Source organism: Antarctobacter sp. (genome assembly GCF_048262615.1).
Classification (GTDB): domain Bacteria; phylum Pseudomonadota; class Alphaproteobacteria; order Rhodobacterales; family Rhodobacteraceae; genus Antarctobacter.
On sequence record NZ_JBLXFB010000017.1, the window covers coordinates 33,110 to 50,772 of the forward strand.

General features: G+C 64.7%; 16 protein-coding genes. 9 read left to right on the forward strand and 7 right to left on the reverse strand.

The features are described from left to right. Positions 1–42 precede the first annotated feature (42 nt). Genes ACN0S5_RS16980 through ACN0S5_RS17005 form a run of 6 tightly spaced genes read left to right on the forward strand, consistent with a single transcriptional unit; the run spans position 43 to position 3,950 of the window. Entirely contained in the window at positions 43–939 is an 897-nt protein-coding gene (locus tag ACN0S5_RS16980; RefSeq protein WP_417209930.1) for a hypothetical protein, read from the forward strand. Between the two features lie 50 nt (positions 940–989). Continuing rightward, positions 990–1,607 carry a hypothetical protein gene (locus tag ACN0S5_RS16985; RefSeq protein WP_417209931.1) on the forward strand — a complete coding sequence of 206 codons (618 nt, stop codon included), beginning with the start codon at positions 990–992 and terminating at the stop codon, positions 1,605–1,607. Between the two features lies 1 nt (position 1,608). Further along, positions 1,609–1,953: a hypothetical protein gene (locus ACN0S5_RS16990; protein ID WP_417209932.1), complete on the forward strand. Its 345-nt coding sequence runs from the start codon at positions 1,609–1,611 to the stop codon at positions 1,951–1,953. Between the two features lies 1 nt (position 1,954). After that, positions 1,955–2,830 carry a MotA/TolQ/ExbB proton channel family protein gene (locus ACN0S5_RS16995; protein ID WP_417209933.1) on the forward strand — a complete coding sequence of 292 codons (876 nt, stop codon included), beginning with the start codon at positions 1,955–1,957 and terminating at the stop codon, positions 2,828–2,830. Beyond that, positions 2,827–3,285: a hypothetical protein gene (locus ACN0S5_RS17000; protein ID WP_417209934.1), complete on the forward strand. Its 459-nt coding sequence runs from the start codon at positions 2,827–2,829 to the stop codon at positions 3,283–3,285. The genes ACN0S5_RS16995 and ACN0S5_RS17000 overlap by 4 nt, the downstream gene beginning before the upstream one ends. Beyond that, positions 3,282–3,950, forward strand: coding sequence for a hypothetical protein (locus ACN0S5_RS17005; protein WP_417209935.1), 669 nt, complete (start codon positions 3,282–3,284; stop codon positions 3,948–3,950). Before ACN0S5_RS17000 ends, ACN0S5_RS17005 begins: the two co-directional genes overlap by 4 nt. Positions 3,951–3,967: 17 nt before the next feature. Here ACN0S5_RS17005 and prfB read toward each other — a convergent pair whose 3' ends face one another. The 4 genes from prfB to ACN0S5_RS17025 all read right to left on the reverse strand — a co-directional run bounded on the left by prfB (position 3,968) and on the right by ACN0S5_RS17025 (position 10,373). Then, the gene (gene prfB, locus ACN0S5_RS17010) at positions 3,968–5,092 is read right to left on the reverse strand and encodes a peptide chain release factor 2 (RefSeq protein WP_417209936.1); all 1,125 of its coding nucleotides are present in this window, start codon (positions 5,090–5,092) and stop codon (positions 3,968–3,970) included. 228 nt (positions 5,093–5,320) lie between these two features. Next, the gene (locus ACN0S5_RS17015) at positions 5,321–7,858 is read right to left on the reverse strand and encodes a penicillin-binding protein 1A (RefSeq protein ID WP_417209937.1); all 2,538 of its coding nucleotides are present in this window, start codon (positions 7,856–7,858) and stop codon (positions 5,321–5,323) included. Between the two features lie 100 nt (positions 7,859–7,958). Continuing rightward, positions 7,959–9,164 carry an N-acetylmuramoyl-L-alanine amidase gene (locus ACN0S5_RS17020; protein ID WP_417209938.1) on the reverse strand — a complete coding sequence of 402 codons (1,206 nt, stop codon included), beginning with the start codon at positions 9,162–9,164 and terminating at the stop codon, positions 7,959–7,961. 63 nt (positions 9,165–9,227) lie between these two features. After that, positions 9,228–10,373 (reverse strand): pyridoxal phosphate-dependent aminotransferase, encoded by a 1,146-nt coding sequence (locus ACN0S5_RS17025; protein WP_417209939.1) that lies wholly within the window; start codon positions 10,371–10,373, stop codon positions 9,228–9,230. Positions 10,374–10,430: 57 nt separating this feature from the next. Between ACN0S5_RS17025 and ACN0S5_RS17030 the strand changes: the two genes are divergently transcribed. From ACN0S5_RS17030 to ACN0S5_RS17040, 3 genes are read left to right on the forward strand one after another with little or no spacing between them, the layout of a single operon-like run. Further along, positions 10,431–11,759 carry a M48 family metalloprotease gene (locus ACN0S5_RS17030; protein ID WP_417209940.1) on the forward strand — a complete coding sequence of 443 codons (1,329 nt, stop codon included), beginning with the start codon at positions 10,431–10,433 and terminating at the stop codon, positions 11,757–11,759. 31 nt (positions 11,760–11,790) lie between these two features. After that, a complete protein-coding gene (locus tag ACN0S5_RS17035; RefSeq protein ID WP_417209941.1) occupies positions 11,791–12,570 on the forward strand; it encodes a DsbA family protein in 780 nt (259 codons plus the stop codon). Between the two features lie 8 nt (positions 12,571–12,578). After that, a complete protein-coding gene (locus tag ACN0S5_RS17040) occupies positions 12,579–13,076 on the forward strand; it encodes a hypothetical protein (protein ID WP_417209942.1) in 498 nt (165 codons plus the stop codon). 3 nt (positions 13,077–13,079) lie between these two features. On the opposite strand, the gene ispG is transcribed toward ACN0S5_RS17040, so the two are convergent. The 3 genes from ispG to hemA all read right to left on the reverse strand — a co-directional run bounded on the left by ispG (position 13,080) and on the right by hemA (position 17,523). Then, complete coding sequence (gene ispG / locus ACN0S5_RS17045; protein WP_417209943.1) at positions 13,080–14,213, reverse strand: flavodoxin-dependent (E)-4-hydroxy-3-methylbut-2-enyl-diphosphate synthase; 1,134 nt, start codon at positions 14,211–14,213, stop codon at positions 13,080–13,082. Between the two features lie 90 nt (positions 14,214–14,303). Further along, positions 14,304–16,175 carry a helix-turn-helix domain-containing protein gene (locus ACN0S5_RS17050; protein WP_417209944.1) on the reverse strand — a complete coding sequence of 624 codons (1,872 nt, stop codon included), beginning with the start codon at positions 16,173–16,175 and terminating at the stop codon, positions 14,304–14,306. Between the two features lie 124 nt (positions 16,176–16,299). After that, positions 16,300–17,523 (reverse strand): 5-aminolevulinate synthase, encoded by a 1,224-nt coding sequence (gene hemA / locus ACN0S5_RS17055; protein WP_417209945.1) that lies wholly within the window; start codon positions 17,521–17,523, stop codon positions 16,300–16,302. Positions 17,524–17,663 lie beyond the last annotated feature (140 nt).

A 17,663-nucleotide genomic window follows, 5' to 3' on the forward strand; every position in this document is an offset into this window, starting at 1 on the left:
TCCCAAGGTATCGTGGAAAAAGCAATTTTTGGATAGTCTGATATGTCGTTTACCGTCTTTCAATACTTGGTTTCCCGACCTTTTCTTGCCCCGCTGCTGGTTGCAAGCGGGCTGGTCGCGGCCACCGGAGCCGCCGTTGCGCAGGATGCACCCGACCCGGTGAGTTTCGCGGTCGAACAGTGTTCGGCGGACGACATGCTGACCACATGCCCGAACTACTGTCAGGTTGCCTGCACCTCGACCAAATTCCTGCTGGAAAACACCGAAGCCTGCGATGCCGCGATGACCGCCCTGCCCGACGCGGATGGCGAAAGCTGCCCGCTGCCCTCGGAAACCGGCCTTGTCACGCTTCAGGCCTGCATCGACGACAAACGCCTGCTGCCGCGAGAGCCCAGCCGGGTCATCGCCCGCAACAAGGGCCGGCTGGCGATTTTCAACGCCTTCTTCTCTGACCGCCCGGCCTGCGCGGCCTCCAGCCTTGCGCTGGAAGCGATGTTTGGCTGCCTCAGCGGTGAGACCGGCGTGGTACAGCGGGAATACGACGCAATGCCCTCGCTGGGTCTCAGCGACCGGCCCCTGAACGGCGACGAACTGGTCAAGCTGGCCTGTAGCATCGGAGAGGACATGCTGATCCAGATCGACATCGGGGCCTCATCCCTGAGCGGGCGCGCCGATGAGTTGAGCGACAAGCTGGGGCAAGTCACCTCTTGCCGCCTTGAGTATTCGAAATGGTTCGCCTCGCGCGGCGAGGAATTCTGCACCAACCGGACCTTTGACAACTGCGAGGCGGTGGTCGAGGTGTTCCAGACCCAGCTGCAACAGTCGCTGGTCGGGGCCGAAGAGCAGAACCGCCAGATCAGTGTTGTGGTCGAGAACCTTGAACGCGACCTGTCCTCGCTGACCAGCCTGGGCTTTGTCGACCCCTCTATTTGCAACTGAACCGCGCGGGGTCCGCGCGGTTGTCCTAATATTCAAGCAGGAGTAACCAGATGTTTCAATCTCTGAAGGTTTTTGCCTCCGCCCTTGTCCTTGGGCTGGCGCTGTCAATTTCCGGCACCGCACAGGCGCAGGACGGCGAAGAAGTTTCGCTTGCCAAGGTGATCGAGGACATCGCCGCCTCGCGGCAGGCGACCATCGACCGGATCGACGCGCTGTCGGCGGAGATCGACCTTGCCACTGTCGAACTGAATGAGGCGGACGCCGCCTTTGACGAGATGATCGCCACGCTGCGCGCGCATGCCGGTGTCGGCGACCCGGACGGCAGCTATGTGCAGCGTCTGCAAGCGCTCGAAGAGGCGGCCAAGCTGGATGCGCAGGCCGCCAAGGTCGAGGGTTTCCTTGATTTCGAAGAGGCCTTTCTTGAGGATGCGCAGGTGTTTTCCGACCAGCGCGGCACCCTTGTGTCCGAGTTCGAGGCGCTGGAACGCCGCATCCGCGCCGTCGAGGCAGAGCGCAAGCGCATCGTTTTCCTGATCAAGCTGCGCCGCTACGACCAGATCCAGCAGCTGTTTGCCGATGCCACCGGCATCATCCAGCAGGGCGCGGACCGCGTCGCGCAGGTCGAAGACGCGCTGCGCAAGCGTGATCCCAACCTCGTCGAGAACTGAGATGACCGTCATAGCCCGGTTCCTGCAAGCGCCCTTTCTGGGCGCTTGCGTGCTGGCACTTGGGCTGACCGCTTTGCCGCTGCACGCCGACAACCATGACACCGGGAACGAGCCCGTCGCCGAACGGGCGGACCTGATCGAGGTCGCGACCACGCTGGATACACAGCTTTCGGCAATTCTGGAGGAACTGGACGCCGAGATCGCCTTGCAGGAGGAAAACGCGGGCTTCGGGGCCTCTGCCGAGACGTTGGCCCAGATCGACGGGTTGATTGCCCGCCGGACGGACCTGGCGGCAAAACGGGCCGAGGTCCGCGCCCTGTTGGCCACCCTGCGCGGGGACCCGTGACATGACCCCGCTGCCCCGTGCAGAGGATCACGATTTTGGCGCTTTGCCGATCCGCCCATGGCGCAGCCTGTTGATCTGTGCCGCTCTGGTCGCGCTGACGGTGGCGGTGTTTCGCGATCTTGGTCTGACCGACCCGCGCAGCATTGCCGACGCCGCGCGCGACATGTCCCGGACGGCAACCACCTGGGTGATGGGCCTGGGTGACACACCGCCAGAGGCCACACCGGACACCGCACCAGAGGGTGCACCAGACACGACACCTGACCCTGCCGCCCCGGCGGTTGCGCCGGACGCCCCCGCCGCAGCCCCCCCGGTGCCTGAGATCGTTGCGCTGGCCGCGCCCGAAGACAGCGGCCATCCCCTGCTGACCCGTATCCTCTCTGATCCGATCCGATTGACCTTTGCCGCCGGATGCCTTGCCACGCTGATCTTTATCGCAGTTCAACTGACCAGTCTTGCCATCGACACCCGGCTTGTCTCGCGGCACGAGGCGCGCGCCGGGCTGTTGACGCCTCTGGCGCAACTGACCCGGCTGTTCGCGGCCCGTCGTCTGCGGGTCGGCCATCCGGACCGGCGGCGGCTGGACGCCTTTGAACTGGCCTCCGAAGGCGACATCATTGCTGATCCTCTTCGGCTGGGGCTGACCGCCTTCCCCATGCTGGGCTTTTTGGGCACGGTTGTGGGCCTTTCCGGCGCGATCGAGTCGCTGCCCGGCGCCATTGGCAACCCGGACGCGCTGCAACCTGTGCTGTCGGAACTGCATGTCGCCTTTGACACGACCCTCTTGGGGTTGATCGGCGCGCTGATCTGCCTGATCGGGGCAAAGGCGATTGATCAGGCATGGGACCGCCTGTCGCGCCGCGCCGGTCTGGAATGACCGGGCCGCTGCGTCGCGGGCTGATCCGACCGCCGGTGCTGGCCATGGTCGATGCCTTTGTCGGCGGCACGGCGATCCTGTTGATCCTGATTGTGCTGTCCAGCAACCTTCAGGATCATCCGGGCAGCCAGCCGCAGGCGGATGTGGTCCTGCGCTGCGCAGAGGGGGCCGTTGCCACCACCTTGCAGCCGGAATGGCTGCCCGCCACAGCGCCGCTGCCGCCAAATGAGGCCGCTGACTGGCTGGCCACGCACCCGCGCCCCGACCGCCTGCTGACACGCCTCCGGCTGGAGGCGGACCAGCGGGCGTTTCGCTGTGTTGCGCGCTTTCAGCAGGCGGTCCGCCAGATGAACGACACAACAGACGATGTCACCACCCGCGATGCCACGCAGGAACGCGCCATCCTGCTGCTCACCGTGGTCATGATCGACCCGCCAGAGGAGCCTGAGGAATGAGCCGGCGCCTGTTCCGCCGCAAACGATCCGATGAGCCTGACGACAGCTATCAGCTCGACGCGGTGGTATCGCTGTTTGCGATGATCCTTGTGATCCTCGTGACCACCGCTGCGGCGACGGTCTCCGGCACCACCCGGTTTCAGTACCGGAGCCAAGATCCAGAGACCGCGGCGATCCAGCCTGCTTCTTTGGCGGCACCCTTTCCCCGACTGGAAAACTGGATCCTGCGGCGGGGAGAGCTGTTGCGGATCGACTATGATGCCGCCGCGCGCCAACTGGCCGCCGCCCCGCCGCGCCTGCCGCTGGGGGCGACCGATCCGCAATCGGGGATCATCATGGCCTTCACCCCCGATCCCGCTGCCACCGGCGCTTTTGAGCTGTTCGAAATGGTGCTGCCCGCCGATCCGATCGTCGGCACCGGTGGCGTGATCGCAGAGCGCGTCGATCCCCAAGACCCCGAGGCGTTGCAGGATTGGGCGGGCCGTGACGGCCCGGCGCGCGTGCTGGCCTTTGCCTCTGGCGTGGCCCATCTGCCGGGTCTGACCTTGGCGGCAGAGGCCACCGGTCGCCCGCTCACGGTGCGCTTTCTGGATGGCAACGCCAAGTTTTCCGAACGCAAGACCCGCGACAGCTTTGCCTTTCGCGGGGTGCTGCGGTCCTACTAGCGGCGTGCGGCGCGGCCTCAGTCCTCGGCCTGGGCGTCCGCGCGGCTTTTGCCCGCGACGTTCATTGCCAGAGTCGCCGCCATAAACGGATCAAGGTCGCCGTCCAGCACACCGGACGTGTCGGCGGTCTCATAGTTGGTGCGCAGGTCCTTCACCATCTGGTAGGGTTGCAACACATACGACCGGATCTGGTTGCCCCAGCCCGCGTCCCCCTTGGCCTCATGCAGGGCGTTGACCTCGGCGTTTCGCTTGTCCAGTTCCATCTGGTAGAGGCGCGATTTCAGCGCCTTCATGGCAATATCCCGGTTCTGGTGCTGCGACTTTTCCGAACTTGTCACCACGATGCCCGTCGGCGCGTGGGTGATCCGCACGGCAGAGTCGGTTGTGTTGACGTGCTGGCCGCCCGCGCCCGAGGACCGGAAGGTGTCGATGCGGATATCCGCCGGGTTCACCTCGATCTCGATATTGTCGTCGATCACCGGATAGGCCCCCACGGCGGCGAAACTCGTCTCGCGCGTGCCTTTGCCAAACGGCGAAATCCGGACCAGACGGTGCGTGCCGCTCTCTGACTTCAGCCAGCCATAGGCGTTTGGCCCCTTGATCTGATAGGTGGCGGATTTGATGCCCGCCTCGGCGCCGGACTGCTCTTCTTGCAGATCGACCTCAAAGCCGCGCTTTTCCGCCCAGCGGACATACATCCGCGCCAGCATGTTGGCCCAGTCGCAGGCCTCGGTGCCACCGGCACCGGCCTTGATCTCCAGAAAGGCGTCGTTGCCGTCGGTCTCACCGTTCAGCAGCGCCTCAAGTTCCTTTTTTGCGGCCTTGTCCACCAGCGCGGCAATGGCCGCCTCTGCCTCGGCCACAACTTCCTCATCCTCTTCCATCTCGCCCAGTTCGATCAGTTCGATCTGGTCGGCAAGCTCCTGCTTCATCGAGGTATAGGTTTCCATCGCGTCGACCAGTTGCTGACGCTCACGCATCAGTTTTTGCGCCGCCGCCGGGTCGTCCCAGAGATTGGGGTCCTCAACCCGTGCATTGAATTCCTCCAGCCGGTGCTGGGCGGTGTCCCATTCGAGCCGCTGCGCCAGCAGGTCGAGCGATTTCTCGATCTTGTCGGCATGGTTCTGGGTCTCTGCGCGCATCTGCTATGGTCCTGTTTCGGTCCTTGGGAGTGATGCGTGATACCAAGGGGGCAAGGTGCGGGCAAGCCGGGGAAGCCGTGGCAGACAAATTCACACGGCACGCGCGCCGGTGAACATCCGCATGAGGTTTGGCCCGCTGTCACCGGGGCGGACGATCCGCCCCTGCCCGCATGAAGTTCGGCCCGGTCCGGCCACTGTCCCGACATGGAACAGCGACCGATGCCCTGTTCAGTACAACCCGCCTGAGGACAACGTGCCAAAGCCCGCCTTCGGCCCCACGATGGCCTTGTCGCCGGTCGAGGTCGTGACCTCCTGCGCGACGGTCGATCCGTCCGGCTGGATCACGTCAAAGGTGCCCGAGATCGCAAAGCCGCCGTCGAACATCACGCCGAAGATCGGCTCTTCGCCGAGGCGGAAACACTCGGAAACGACGTTGGGGCCGCTGGCATCGTCCGGCAGGCGCGCGCCAGAGAAACGGTCGATCTTGATGAACTGGCATTCCTCGGGAACCTTGAAGTTGCCGCCCCCGTACTTCTTGACAGCTTCCTTCATGAATTCGTTGAACACCGGGCCACACATGCCGCCCCCCGAGGCCCCGCGGCCCAGGGACCGCGGCGTGTCGTAGCCGATGTAGCAGCCCGCCACGATATTCGAGGTGAAGCCGACGAACCAGACATCCTTGGCGTCGTTCGTGGTGCCGGTCTTGCCCGCGGTCGGCACGCTGAGGTTGACGGTACGCGCGGCGGTGCCGCGCTCGACGACGCCGCGCATCATCGAGGTCAGCTGATAGGCGGTGACGGCGTTCATCACCCTTTCACGCTCGTCGGCGATACGCGGCGCCTGCCCCTCCGGCAGGTCAGGATTGTCGCAATCGACGCAGACCCGTTTGTTGCCAAAGACGGATTCATGCGAATAGACGGTGGTGCCGTAGCGGTCCTGAACCCGGTCGACCAGCGTCGGTTCGACCCGCTCGCCGCCGTTGGCGAACATCGCGTAGGCGGCAACCATGCGGAACAGGGTCGTCTCATCCGCGCCCAGCGAGTTCGCGATGGACAGGCCCATGCGGTCGTAGACCCCGAATTTCTCGGCATAGCTGGCGACGATGTCCATGCCCACTTCCTGCGCCAGGCGGATCGTCATCAGGTTCCGCGACCGTTCGATCCCGGTGCGCAGCGGTGTCGGGCCGTAATACTGGTGAGAGGCGTTCTTGGGGCGCCAGACGCCGGCGCCGGTGTCCACCTCGATCGGGGCGTCGACAACGATGGTCGCGGGCGAATAGCCCGAATCCAGCGCCGAGGCATAGACGAAGGGCTTGAAGCTCGACCCCGGCTGGCGCATCGCCTGCGTCGCCCGGTTGAAGACCGAGTTCTGGTAGGAGAACCCGCCCTGCATGGCGATGACGCGGCCCGTGTGGGCGTCCATCGCCATGAAACCGCCCTGCACTTCGGGCACCTGCCGCAGGCTCCAGCGGATAAAGGCGCCGTCACTGTCCTGGGTCATCTGGCGGACATGGATCACGTCGCCGGGTTCGAAATTGTCCTGCAGGCTACCCTTGAACCAGTCGGTGTCGGTTCGGGGCACGGTCATGCCGCGCGGATCGTCCAGCGCCACGTCCTCGATCCCCAAGAGCAGAGAATTGTCGCGCACCTCGCGCACTACCGCCACGTGCCAGGGGTGTTCCAGCTCGATGTCGCGGGCCACACGCAGGTCAGCCAGGGCTTCGCGCCACTTGGCCTCGTCGCCCAGGGTATCGGTCGGAATCGTCTTGCCGGTGCCGCGCCATTCCCCGCGCGAACGGTCGTATTGTTCCAGCGCGCTGCGCAGCGCCTGGGCCGCCTGCCCCTGCATCTCGGGGTCCAGCGTCGCGCGAACGGAATACCCGCCGGAGAAGAACTGTTCCTCGCCGAAGTCGCGGCTCAACTGGCGGCGGATCTCGTCGGTGAAATAGTCACGGGGCGGCAGCGACCGCTGGTAGGGTTCGTAGTCGCCGTTCTGCACGGATTTCAGCGGCATCGCGACCTCGGCCTGATAGGTGGCCTCGTCGATGTAGCCGTTCTCGAACATCTCCCGAAGGGTATTGTTTCTCCAGTAGAACGCCACATCATGATCGCGCACCGGATGCCGGTTGGATGGTGCCTTTGGTAGCGAGGCCAAGAATGCTGCCTCGTGAGGAGCAATTTCCGACAAGGTCTTGTTGAAATAGACCTGCGCGGCGGCGGTGACGCCGTAGGCGTTCTGGCCCAGGAAGATCTCGTTCAGGTACAGTTCAAGGATCTTTTCCTTGGACAGCGCATTCTCGACCCGGCTGGCCAGAATGATTTCCTTGATCTTGCGTTCGGCGCGCCGGTCGCCCGACAGCAGAAAGTTCTTCATCACCTGTTGCGTGATCGTCGAGGCCCCGCGCACGTCGCGCCCGCGCGTCTGCACCGCCTGCACGGCGGCGGCGGCGATGCCACGCAGGTCATAGCCCTGATGGGTGTAGAAATTCTTGTCCTCGGCCGAGATGAACGCGTCCTTGACCAGATCGGGGATCTGCGCGGCGGGCGTGTACAACCGGCGTTCCTGCGCGAATTCGTCGATCACCGCGCCTTCGGTGGAGTAGATGCGGCTGATCGTCGGCGGCGTGTATTGGGCAAGGTGGTCATGGCTGGGCAGATCGCGCCCATACATCCAGAACACCGCCCCGATGGTCAGCGCCACCATCATGGTGCCCATTGTCACGACGGCGAAAATCGCCCCGAAGAAGGAAAAGATGAAACGCAGCACCAGCCGCTCCCGTTACTCGTTCATCCTATTCCCTACAGGCCCCGGCGCGCGGCGTCAAAACACAACCGCGCGGGGTTTTGCCATAGGGGCAAGGGTTTGCCTATTGCCGCCGCAGCCGCGACAGCGCCGCGTCCTCGACCAGCCACGCGGCAAGCCCGTCGCGGATGCCCGCCGCCATGCCAGCCCGCCACGCCGGGTCTTGCAGATTGCGCAGGTCGGCCTGGGTCGACAGGAATCCCAGTTCCAGCAGGACCGAGGGGATGTCGGCGGATTTCAGCACCGAAAACGCCGCCTGACGCAGCGGGTCCTTGTGGACGTGGCCCAGTGAGGTTTCGATCCCGTCGACGATGTGACGCGCCAGCGCCTGACTGCGCGGCGTGTTGTCCAGCCGCGCGAGGTCCATAAGGATCTGCGCCACCCGGTCATCGGTGCCCGACAGGTCCAGCCCCGCCAGCAGGTCGTCCCGGTCGTGCCGTTCCGCCAGCGCCGCCGAGGCCGCGTCCGAGGCCTCTTCCGCCAGCGTATAGATCGCCGCCCCATGCGCCACGCCCTCGGACAAGGCGTCGGCGTGCAACGAGATGAACAGGTCGGCACCCGCGTCATGGGCAAATTTCACCCGCCCCTCCAGTGAGACAAACTGATCGTCCTGCCGGGTCAGCAGCACCCGGTAGTCCCCGGCCCGCAGCAGCATTTCACGCAGTTCCTGCGCGAAAAGAAGCATCAGATCCGCCTCGCTGATGCCATCGCGCCGGGCGCCGGGGTCGATCCCGCCATGGCCGGGATCCAGCACGATGGTCAGCGGGCGGTCAGGATCGGGGGTCACGCGCCGCGCCTTGGGCCGGGTCCGCACCCAGACCGGATCGGCGGGCTGACCGGCGGCGGCGGCAAAACTCTCGGCGTCGGTAGAGGTCAGGCTCAGGACCAGTTTCGCCCAGGCCCCGTCAGGTGCCACGCGCATCTCGGCCCGGTCCACCGCCATCGGCTCTGCCAGTTCGGCCACCAGCCGCGACCAGCCGGGCCGGAACACCCCCATGCGCAGCACCGCGATCCGGTCGCTTTGGTTGATCGCCTCGGGGTCGGCCCCCTGCCAGTCCACTTCGGCGAAATCCAGCACCAGCCGGTCCGGATCGGTCAGGGTAAACAGCCGCCACGGCACGCCCTGCGACAGGTCCAGTTGCAGGTCGGTGACGCCAAAACGGCGATCCTCGATCTGGCCCCCCATCAGGCGGGCAAGACCCACATCCTGCGCCGACACGGCACCGACCCAAAGGCTCAGCGCCATCACAAAGGAAAGAAATCTGCTCATATGCCCCGGTTCCGGTGGTTTGGGCGTAATCTAGCAGGCACCGCAGGGCGACGCACGCGCCAGTTACCCGCGCGCCAGCATAAACGCCTTTAACCGTGCCAGCCCCTCTTCGATATCGGCGGTCGCCCGCGCATAGGAAAACCGCAGCGTGCCGCCGCCCCGCACCGGATCGAAATCCAGCCCCGGCGTCACCGCCACCCCGGCCTGCTCAAGGATTTCACCGGCAAACGCGCGGCTGTCGTCGGTCAGATGGCTGACATCGGCATAGACGTAAAAGGCCCCGTCCGGCGGCGCGATCCGGTCAAACCCCGCCTTTGGCAGCCCGTCCATCATCAGCGCGCGGTTGCGGGCGTAGACGGCCAGATTGCCCTCCAGTTCCTCCTGCGCGTCCAGCGCCGCCAAGGCCGCGACCTGCGCCGCGTGGGGCGGACAGATGAACAGGTTCTGCGCCAGCCGTTCGACCTGACGGACCATGTCATCGGGCACCACCAGCCAGCCGACGCGCCATCCGGTCATGGAAAAGAACTTGGAGAACGAATTGATCACGATGACATCGTCGCTGACCTCCAGCGCGGTCACAGCGCGTTTGTCGTATTCGATGCCGTGATAAATCTCATCCGACAGGAAGGCCGCCCCGCGCGCCTGCGCCGCGCCGATCAGCGCCGACAGGGCGGGCTTGTCCAGCATGGTCCCGGTGGGATTCGCCGGGCTGGCCACCAACAGGCCCTCATAGGCGATCCCGGCAAGGTCTTCGGGCGTCGGTTGCAGGCGATTTTCCGCCGAGGTCTGCACCTCGACCGGCACAAGGTCCAGCGCCTTGAGGATCTGCCGGTAAGAGGGATAGCCCGGTGCCCCCAGCGCCACGCGCTCACCGGCGTCAAAGAGCGCCGTGAAGGCCAGAATGAAACCGCCCGAAGACCCCGGAGTGACCACCACGCGGGCCGGGTCCAGATCGACCCCGTACCACTGGGCATAGAGTTTCGCGATCCGCGCCCGCAGCGCGGGCAGGCCAAGCGCCACGGTATAGCCAAGCGCGTCCTGCTCCATCGCCTGCGCAAGTGCAGCCCGTGCGGCCGCCGGCGCGGGCGTTCCCGGCTGGCCCACCTCCATGTGGATGATGCGCCGACCGGCCGCTTCGGCCTGCCGTGCGGCCTCCATCACGTCCATCACGATGAAGGGATCGACCGCGCCGCGCCTTGAACTTCGCATGTGAGCCTCTCTACTGTGTCGCCAACACGGCTTACGAGCGCAAGGAGCAGCCCGTCAATGATCCGCAAACAGATCCTGCCCCGGTTGATCGCACTGGCAACGGCATTGAGCATGATGGCCGCCGCTCCGGTGCAGGCCGCGACCACGCTGTTGCGCGATGCCGATATCGAATATGCCCTGCGCCAGTTGGGCGCGCCGATCCTCAGCGCCGCCGGTCTCAGTCCGCAACAGGTCGACATCATCGTGATCGACGACGGGTCGCTGAACGCCTTTGTGGTCGATACCCAGCATATCTTTCTGCACTCCGGCCTGATCATGAAGCTGGACAGCGCCGAGGCGTTGCAGGCGGTCATTGCGCATGAAGCGGCGCATATCTCTAACGGCCATATCTCTCGTCGCCTTGGCAATCTGCGCGCGGCGCGCACCGCCGCCGGGATCGGCATGGCTCTGGCCGCCGCCGCCGCCGCCGCCGGGGCCAACAAACAGGCCGCCGCAGGTGTGGCGCTGGGAAGCCAAGGCTCTGCCATGCGGCTGTTCTTTTCCCACACCCGCGCCGAGGAATCCGCCGCCGACATCTCATCCGTGCGGTTCATGTCGCGCGCCGGGGTCGATCCGCGCGGCGCGCTGGAGGTGCAAAAGCTGTTTCGCGGACAAGAGGCCCTGTCGGTCGGGCGGCAAGACCCCTACATGCGCACGCATCCGTTGACCCGCGACCGACTGCGCGCCCTTGAGGGACTGGTGGCAGGCACCAAGACACCGGGCCGCGATGCCACATCGCAATACTGGTTCAAGCGCGCGCAGGGCAAGCTGAGCGCCTTCAAGCGCGCGCCGTCATGGACGCTGCGGCGGCTCAAGGACAGCGGCAGTCAGGACATCGCCTACATGCGCGAGGCGGTGGCCTATCACCGGCAATCCAACCTCAAGAAATCCCTCAGCGCCATCGACCGCGCCATCGCCCTGCGCCCCAACGACCCCTACCTGCTGGAACTCAAAGGCCAGATCCTGCTGGAATCGCGCCAGTTCGGGGCCGCGGTGCAGGTCTATCAGGCCGCCGCCAGCCGTGCCCCGCGAGAACCGCTGATCCTGGGCGGGCTGGGGCGCGCGCTGCTGGCCGCCGGTCAGCCAAAACAGGCGCTCAGCGCGCTGGAGGCCGCGCGCGGGCGCGATTTCACCGATGCGCGCCTGTTGCGCGATCTGGCGGTTGCCTATGCCAAGACCGGGCAAAATGGCATGGCCTCGATCTCGACCGCCGAACGCTATGCCCTTCAGGGCCGTCTGGAAGACGCCAAGCTGCACGCCGAACGCGCCCTTGCCACGCTGCCGCGTGGCTCTGCCCCGTGGCAACGGGCACAGGATGTGATAAGTGCCGCCCAACAGGCCAAATAAACCGATAACCCAACTTTTTACGGGAGTTCCCATGTTCCTTTCCAAGTCTTTCCTGAGCAGTTCCGCTGCCGCCTTCTGTCTGTTCACCGCCCCCATGGCGCTGGCGCAGGACGCAGGCCCGTTCGATTTCGCCAACATGACACCGGAACAAAAGACGGCGTTTGGCGCAGAAGTGCGCGCCTATCTGCTGGAAAACCCGCAGGTCATCATGGAGGCCGTCGCCGTTCTGGAGGAACGCGAAAAGGCCGCGCAGACCGCTCAGGACGACACGCTGGTCGCAGACAACATGGCGCGCCTGCTGGACGACGGGTTTTCATGGGTCGGCGGCAACCCCGAAGGCGACGTGACGGTCATCGAGTTCTCCGACTACCGCTGCGGGTTCTGCCGCCGCGCCCACCCCGAGGTGACGGAACTGATCGAATCTGACGGCAACATCCGCTATATCGTCAAGGAATTCCCGATTTTGGGGGAGGCATCGGTGGTGTCGTCGCGCTTTGCCATCGCCACCCTGATCGTCGCGGGGGAAGAGGCCTACAAGTCTGTTCATGACGCGCTGATCACTCTTGAAGGCAACCCCGGCAACGGTCCACTGCGCCGCATCGCCGAGACGCTGTCTCTGGATGCGGACGCCATCATGGCCGAGATGGACAGCGAAGAGGTTACCCGCCGCATCACCGAGACGCGGGAACTGGCGCTGGCGATGAACATCAATGGCACGCCCAGCTTTGTCTTTGGCGACCAGATGGTGCGCGGTTACGCGCCGCTGCCGACCATGCGCCAGATCGTCGATGAGGTCCGCGAGGCGCAATGATATCCGGTATGGCGCGATGGCTGGTTGCAGCCGTCGCGCTATTTTCAGGTGCCGCTCGTCTGGCTGCCGACGCCGGTCCATTGCCCGCGTCCGACGGTGGCCTGAAGGCCGACTTTCTCGGGCGCATCCACGCGCTGCAAACACCTGCCGCGCCGCTTGATCTGTACAGCGATGAAAAGCAGGCCGATCTTGCCGGTATTGCCCGTCAAGACACCCTGTTCGACCCCGCAAGCCCCGGATTTGGTCCAGCGGGCGGGCCGGTCCTTGCCCTGTTCATTGGGCCGGACTGCCCCGACTGCGACGCCGCACTGGCGGAGCTTAAGCAGATTTCGCAGGATCTGGGAATTCGCGTCACCCTGCTGGAGACGACCGACCCGGAAAACGCCGCCACGATGGCGGCGCTGGGTCTGGACGTGCTGCCGTCCTACGTCATGCGTGACCGGATGATCCGGGGGCACATGCCCGCCTTTGTCCTCGAACGCTATATTATCGAGGCCGCTGACTGACCGCTATTCCGCCGCCTCGGTTGCGGCGGCCTCTTCGGCATCTATCACCGCGGCGCGTTTTTCGACTTCTTCCACGATATGCTCGACCATCTGGTCGTTCGACATCTTGTGGCTGGCCTTGCCCGCCAGATAGACCATGCCGCTGCCCGCGCCACCGCCGGTAAAGCCGACATCGGTCATCAGCGCCTCACCGGGGCCGTTCACGACGCAGCCGATGATTGACAGGCTCATCGGAGTCTTGATGTGCTCCAGCCGTTTTTCCAGCGTCTCGACCGTCTTGATCACGTCAAACCCCTGCCGCGCGCAGGACGGGCAAGAGATGATATTGACGCCGCGATGGCGCAGGCCCAGAGACTTCAGGATCTCGTAGCCGACCTTGACCTCTTCGACCGGGTCCGCCGACAGCGACACGCGGATCGTGTCGCCAATGCCCATCCACAGCAGGTTGCCAAGACCAATGGCGGATTTGATCGTGCCCGATGTCAGCCCGCCCGCCTCTGTGATGCCAAGGTGGATCGGCGCGTCGGTCTGGTCCGCGAGTTGCTGATAGGCGGCGGCGGCCATAAACACGTCAGAGGCTTTGCAACTGATCTTGAACGCGTGAAAATCGTTGTCTTGCAGGATCTTGATGTGATCCAGACCGCTTTCGACCATCGCATCGGGGCACGGCTCACCGTATTTGTCCAGCAGGTGCTTTTCCAAACTGCCCGCATTTACACCGATCCGGATGGAACAGTTGTGGTCGCGCGCCGCCTTGATGACCTCGCGCACGCGGTCCTGACTGCCGATGTTGCCGGGATTGATCCGCAGGCAGGCGGCCCCGGCCTCGGCGGCCTCGATCCCGCGTTTGTAGTGGAAATGGATGTCGGCCACGATGGGCACCGGGCTTTCGCGCACGATCTCGCGCAGCGCGCGGGACGACTCCTGATCCGGGACGGAAATCCGCACGATGTCGGCCCCCGCCTCCGCCGCGGCCTGCACCTGCGCGATGGTGCCGGGAATATCGGTGGTGACCGTGTTGGTCATGGTCTGGACGGTGATCGGAGCGTCGCCGCCGACCGGCACAGTGCCGACCATGATCTGGCGCGACTTGCGACGATAGATATTCCGCCACGGTCGGACGTGGTTGAGGCTCATGCGCTCTGTCCTGTGTTAGCTTGCGTTCGCCGGGAACATAGTCATTCGCGCGTGCTCAGACCACCCGTGATCCGAGCGCATTTCGCCGGATCACTGGCCCTGAAGCTGAAGTTCGGCCACCACCTTGGCAAGGGTCCGATTCTGGGTCAGGTCGGCCACTTCCAGCTTTTGCTGGATCGCCTCGGCCGACAGCGCGAGATCGCGGCCAAACTGCCCGCTTTGTCCGTAAGGGCCATAGGTCTGGCCGTTGACCGCAAAGAACACGCCACCTGCGTTGCCGGAAAAGATCGTCGCGGCCTGTTCGGTCTGCGGCACCTCATAGCTGTCGCCCGGTTTCAGCAGGCGCGCCAGCAGCTTCTTACCCGAAGGAGACGTCACTTCGACCCATGTTTCGGCCACCGCGACAACGGTGATGCCCGGCGCGGGTTCTGCGGTGACGCGCGGAATGGTCAGCTGCGGTGCCGGAACCGGGTCGGCGGTCAGGATCGGGGCCGCCGGTTCGGCCACGGCGACAGGCGGGGCGACCGGGATCGCCGCGGGCGCAACCGGCGCGGGCGCCTCGGCCAACACAGCCGCCAGCGCAATGCTGTCCGGACGGGCCACCGGCGGCACCGAAGGAATATTGCGCGCGAGTTCGGTCAGGATCGGCGTCTGCGCTGCGCGGTGCACTGGCTCGATCTCAACTGGCGTGACACTGGCCAGTTGTTGCGCCGGGGCCGCCTGCGGTGCGGCCATGTTGAGGTCCGTCAGCACCGCCATCAGGTCACGGTCTTTCGCGGTGTTCGCCACATCGTAGCGGTCCACCACGTCTGCCGCCGCCAGTGAAATCTTGCTGGTGACGCGTCCGGGGGTGCCTGCGGGGCCAAAGGTCTGCCCGTTGACAGAGAAATAGACCGCGCCGGATTCGCCGACGCGAATACGTGGGTTCACCGCGTTGCGCGGCACGGCAAAGGTGTCGCCGGCGTTCAGCACGCGCGAGATCAGCACACCGCCGGTTTCATCCCGCACTTCGACCCAAGCGGGGCGCACGGCAACCACGGTGACGCCCTTGGGCGCGGCCAGCGGCGCGGCAGGTGTCGCGGTGTCGGGGATGACCCCCTCGGCCACCAGACGCTGCGCCAGCGCGGCGGCGGCCAATGAACTGTCCTGTACCGACGGCAGGGCCGGACGGCCGTTTCGGGCAAAGAGGCCGACGCGCTCCGGGTCCAGTGTCGAGATCGGCGCATCGCGCGCGACCAGAACCGGCACATCCAGCGCCTGCGGACGGTAGAGGCGGTCAAATGCTTCGGTGGTGGGTGGGGTGAAGACACCGGCAAGCTGCGGGTCATCGTCCTCGGCCCGCGCGCTGGGGGCAATGGCCGCCTGTAGCGGGTCAAGTTCGCTCAACACGATCGGGGTTTGATCGACCGGCGTCACCTGAACGCGCTGCACTTCTTGCAGGACGCGGTAGCCGCCATACCCGATGCCGCCAATCAGCGCCAGCAACACCAGCGACGAGCCAAGCGCGCCGGGTTCGACCCGCGACAGCAGGCTGTCGCCTGCCGGGGCGAAAGGCATCCGGGGTTCGGCAATGGAATCGCGGGCGCGCGGGCGCGGCTCTTGCGTGCGCGGCTTGCGCACGACAGACGCCTCTTGTGACATGCCATGCGCGACGGAGAACCCGCTTTCGGCGCAGAAATGCGCAAACGCCTCATCCGGGTCCATCCCCAGATACCGTGCGTAAGAGCGGACATATCCAGCGATGAAGCCGGGCGTATCAAAGGCAGAGGGGTCACAGTTTTCAATGGCCGCAATATAGCTGGCCTTGATCCGCAGCTCACGCTGGACGTCAAGCAGCGACTTACCCATAGTCGCCCGTTCGCCCCGCATGACGTCACCCAGCTTCAACTTGAAGTCGTCAAAGCTTTGCGGCGATGCCCCATCGCCACTGTCGTCACGGTGCTGGGATTTTCGCCCAATCATAGCGAGACTGCCCCATCTTACCCATCTTTATGTGCCTGCCCGGTCCAGGCAGCACGATTCGCGCAACCCGGTTATTGCTGTAAGGGTAACACATCTCAAGCCGTTTGACAGGAATACGCGGGGTTTAGCCGGCCATTTCAGCGCGATTCAGCGCACAGTGGCTCCAAAGCTCATCCATTGCGTGAACAAGACGGTCCATTTCCTTCGGACCGTGCACCGGAGACGGCGTAAACCGCAGCCGCTCTGTCCCGCGCGGCACAGTGGGGAAGTTGATCGGCTGCACGTAGATGCCATAGCCCTCAAGCAACATGTCCGACAGTTTCTTGGTGTGGACCGGATCGCCGACGATGACCGGCACGATGTGACTGCCGTGATCGATGATCGGCATGCCCAGCCCCTTGAGCCGGGTCTTGAGGATCTTTGCCTGTGTCTGGTGTTGTTCGCGCAGCGACTGGTCCCGCTTGAGATGCGCGACAGAGGCGGTTGCGCCCGCAGCCAGTGCCGGGGCCAGCGAAGTCGAAAAGATGAAACCGGGCGCGTAGGAGCGCACCGCGTCACACATCTTTTCCGAGGCCGCGATGTAGCCGCCCATCACGCCATACGCCTTGGCCAGTGTGCCGTTGATGATGTCGATGCGGTGCATCAGGCGGTCGCGTTCCGCCACCCCTGCCCCGCGTGGCCCGTACATGCCGACCGCGTGCACCTCGTCGATATAGGTCAGCGCGCCGAATTCATCGGCCAGGTCGCAGAGTTCCTTGATCGGGCCAAAGTCGCCGTCCATCGAATAGATCGATTCGAAGGCGATCAGCTTGGGCGCGGCGGGGTCGTCGGCCTCCAGCTTGGCGCGCAGATCGGTCAGATCGTTGTGCTTGAAGATTCGCTTTGCGCCACCGTTGCGGCGGATGCCCTCGATCATCGAGGCATGGTTCAACTCATCCGAATAGATGATCAGACCGGGAAAAAGCTTGGGCAGAGTGCTGAGCGTCGCATCATTGGCGATATAGGCAGAGGTGAACAGCAGCGCCGCCTCCTTGCCATGCAGGTCGGCCAGTTCGGCCTCCAAACGCTTGTGATAAACCGTTGTGCCCGAGATGTTGCGCGTCCCGCCGGACCCTGCACCGGTGGCGTCGATCGCCTCATGCATGGCGGACAGGACAACCGGATGCTGACCCATGCCCAGATAATCATTGCCACACCAGACGGTGATCGGTTCTTCGCTGCCGTCAGGCTTGCGCCAGGAGGCGTGCGGGAACTGGCCGTTCTTACGTTCAATGTCGATGAAGGTGCGGTAACGGCCTTCCTCATGCAGACGATTAAGGGCGTCATCCAGTTTCGCGGTGTAATCCACCGGGCTCCTCCTTCTACTTACGGCCCTTGTGCCGGGGCCGGTGCTGCGGGCACAGCTTATTCAAGTTCATGAATACCTAAAGCCCACGGACCAATCTGTCTACCGTTTAGGGCCGGACCAAGCGTCGCATCCTTGATCTG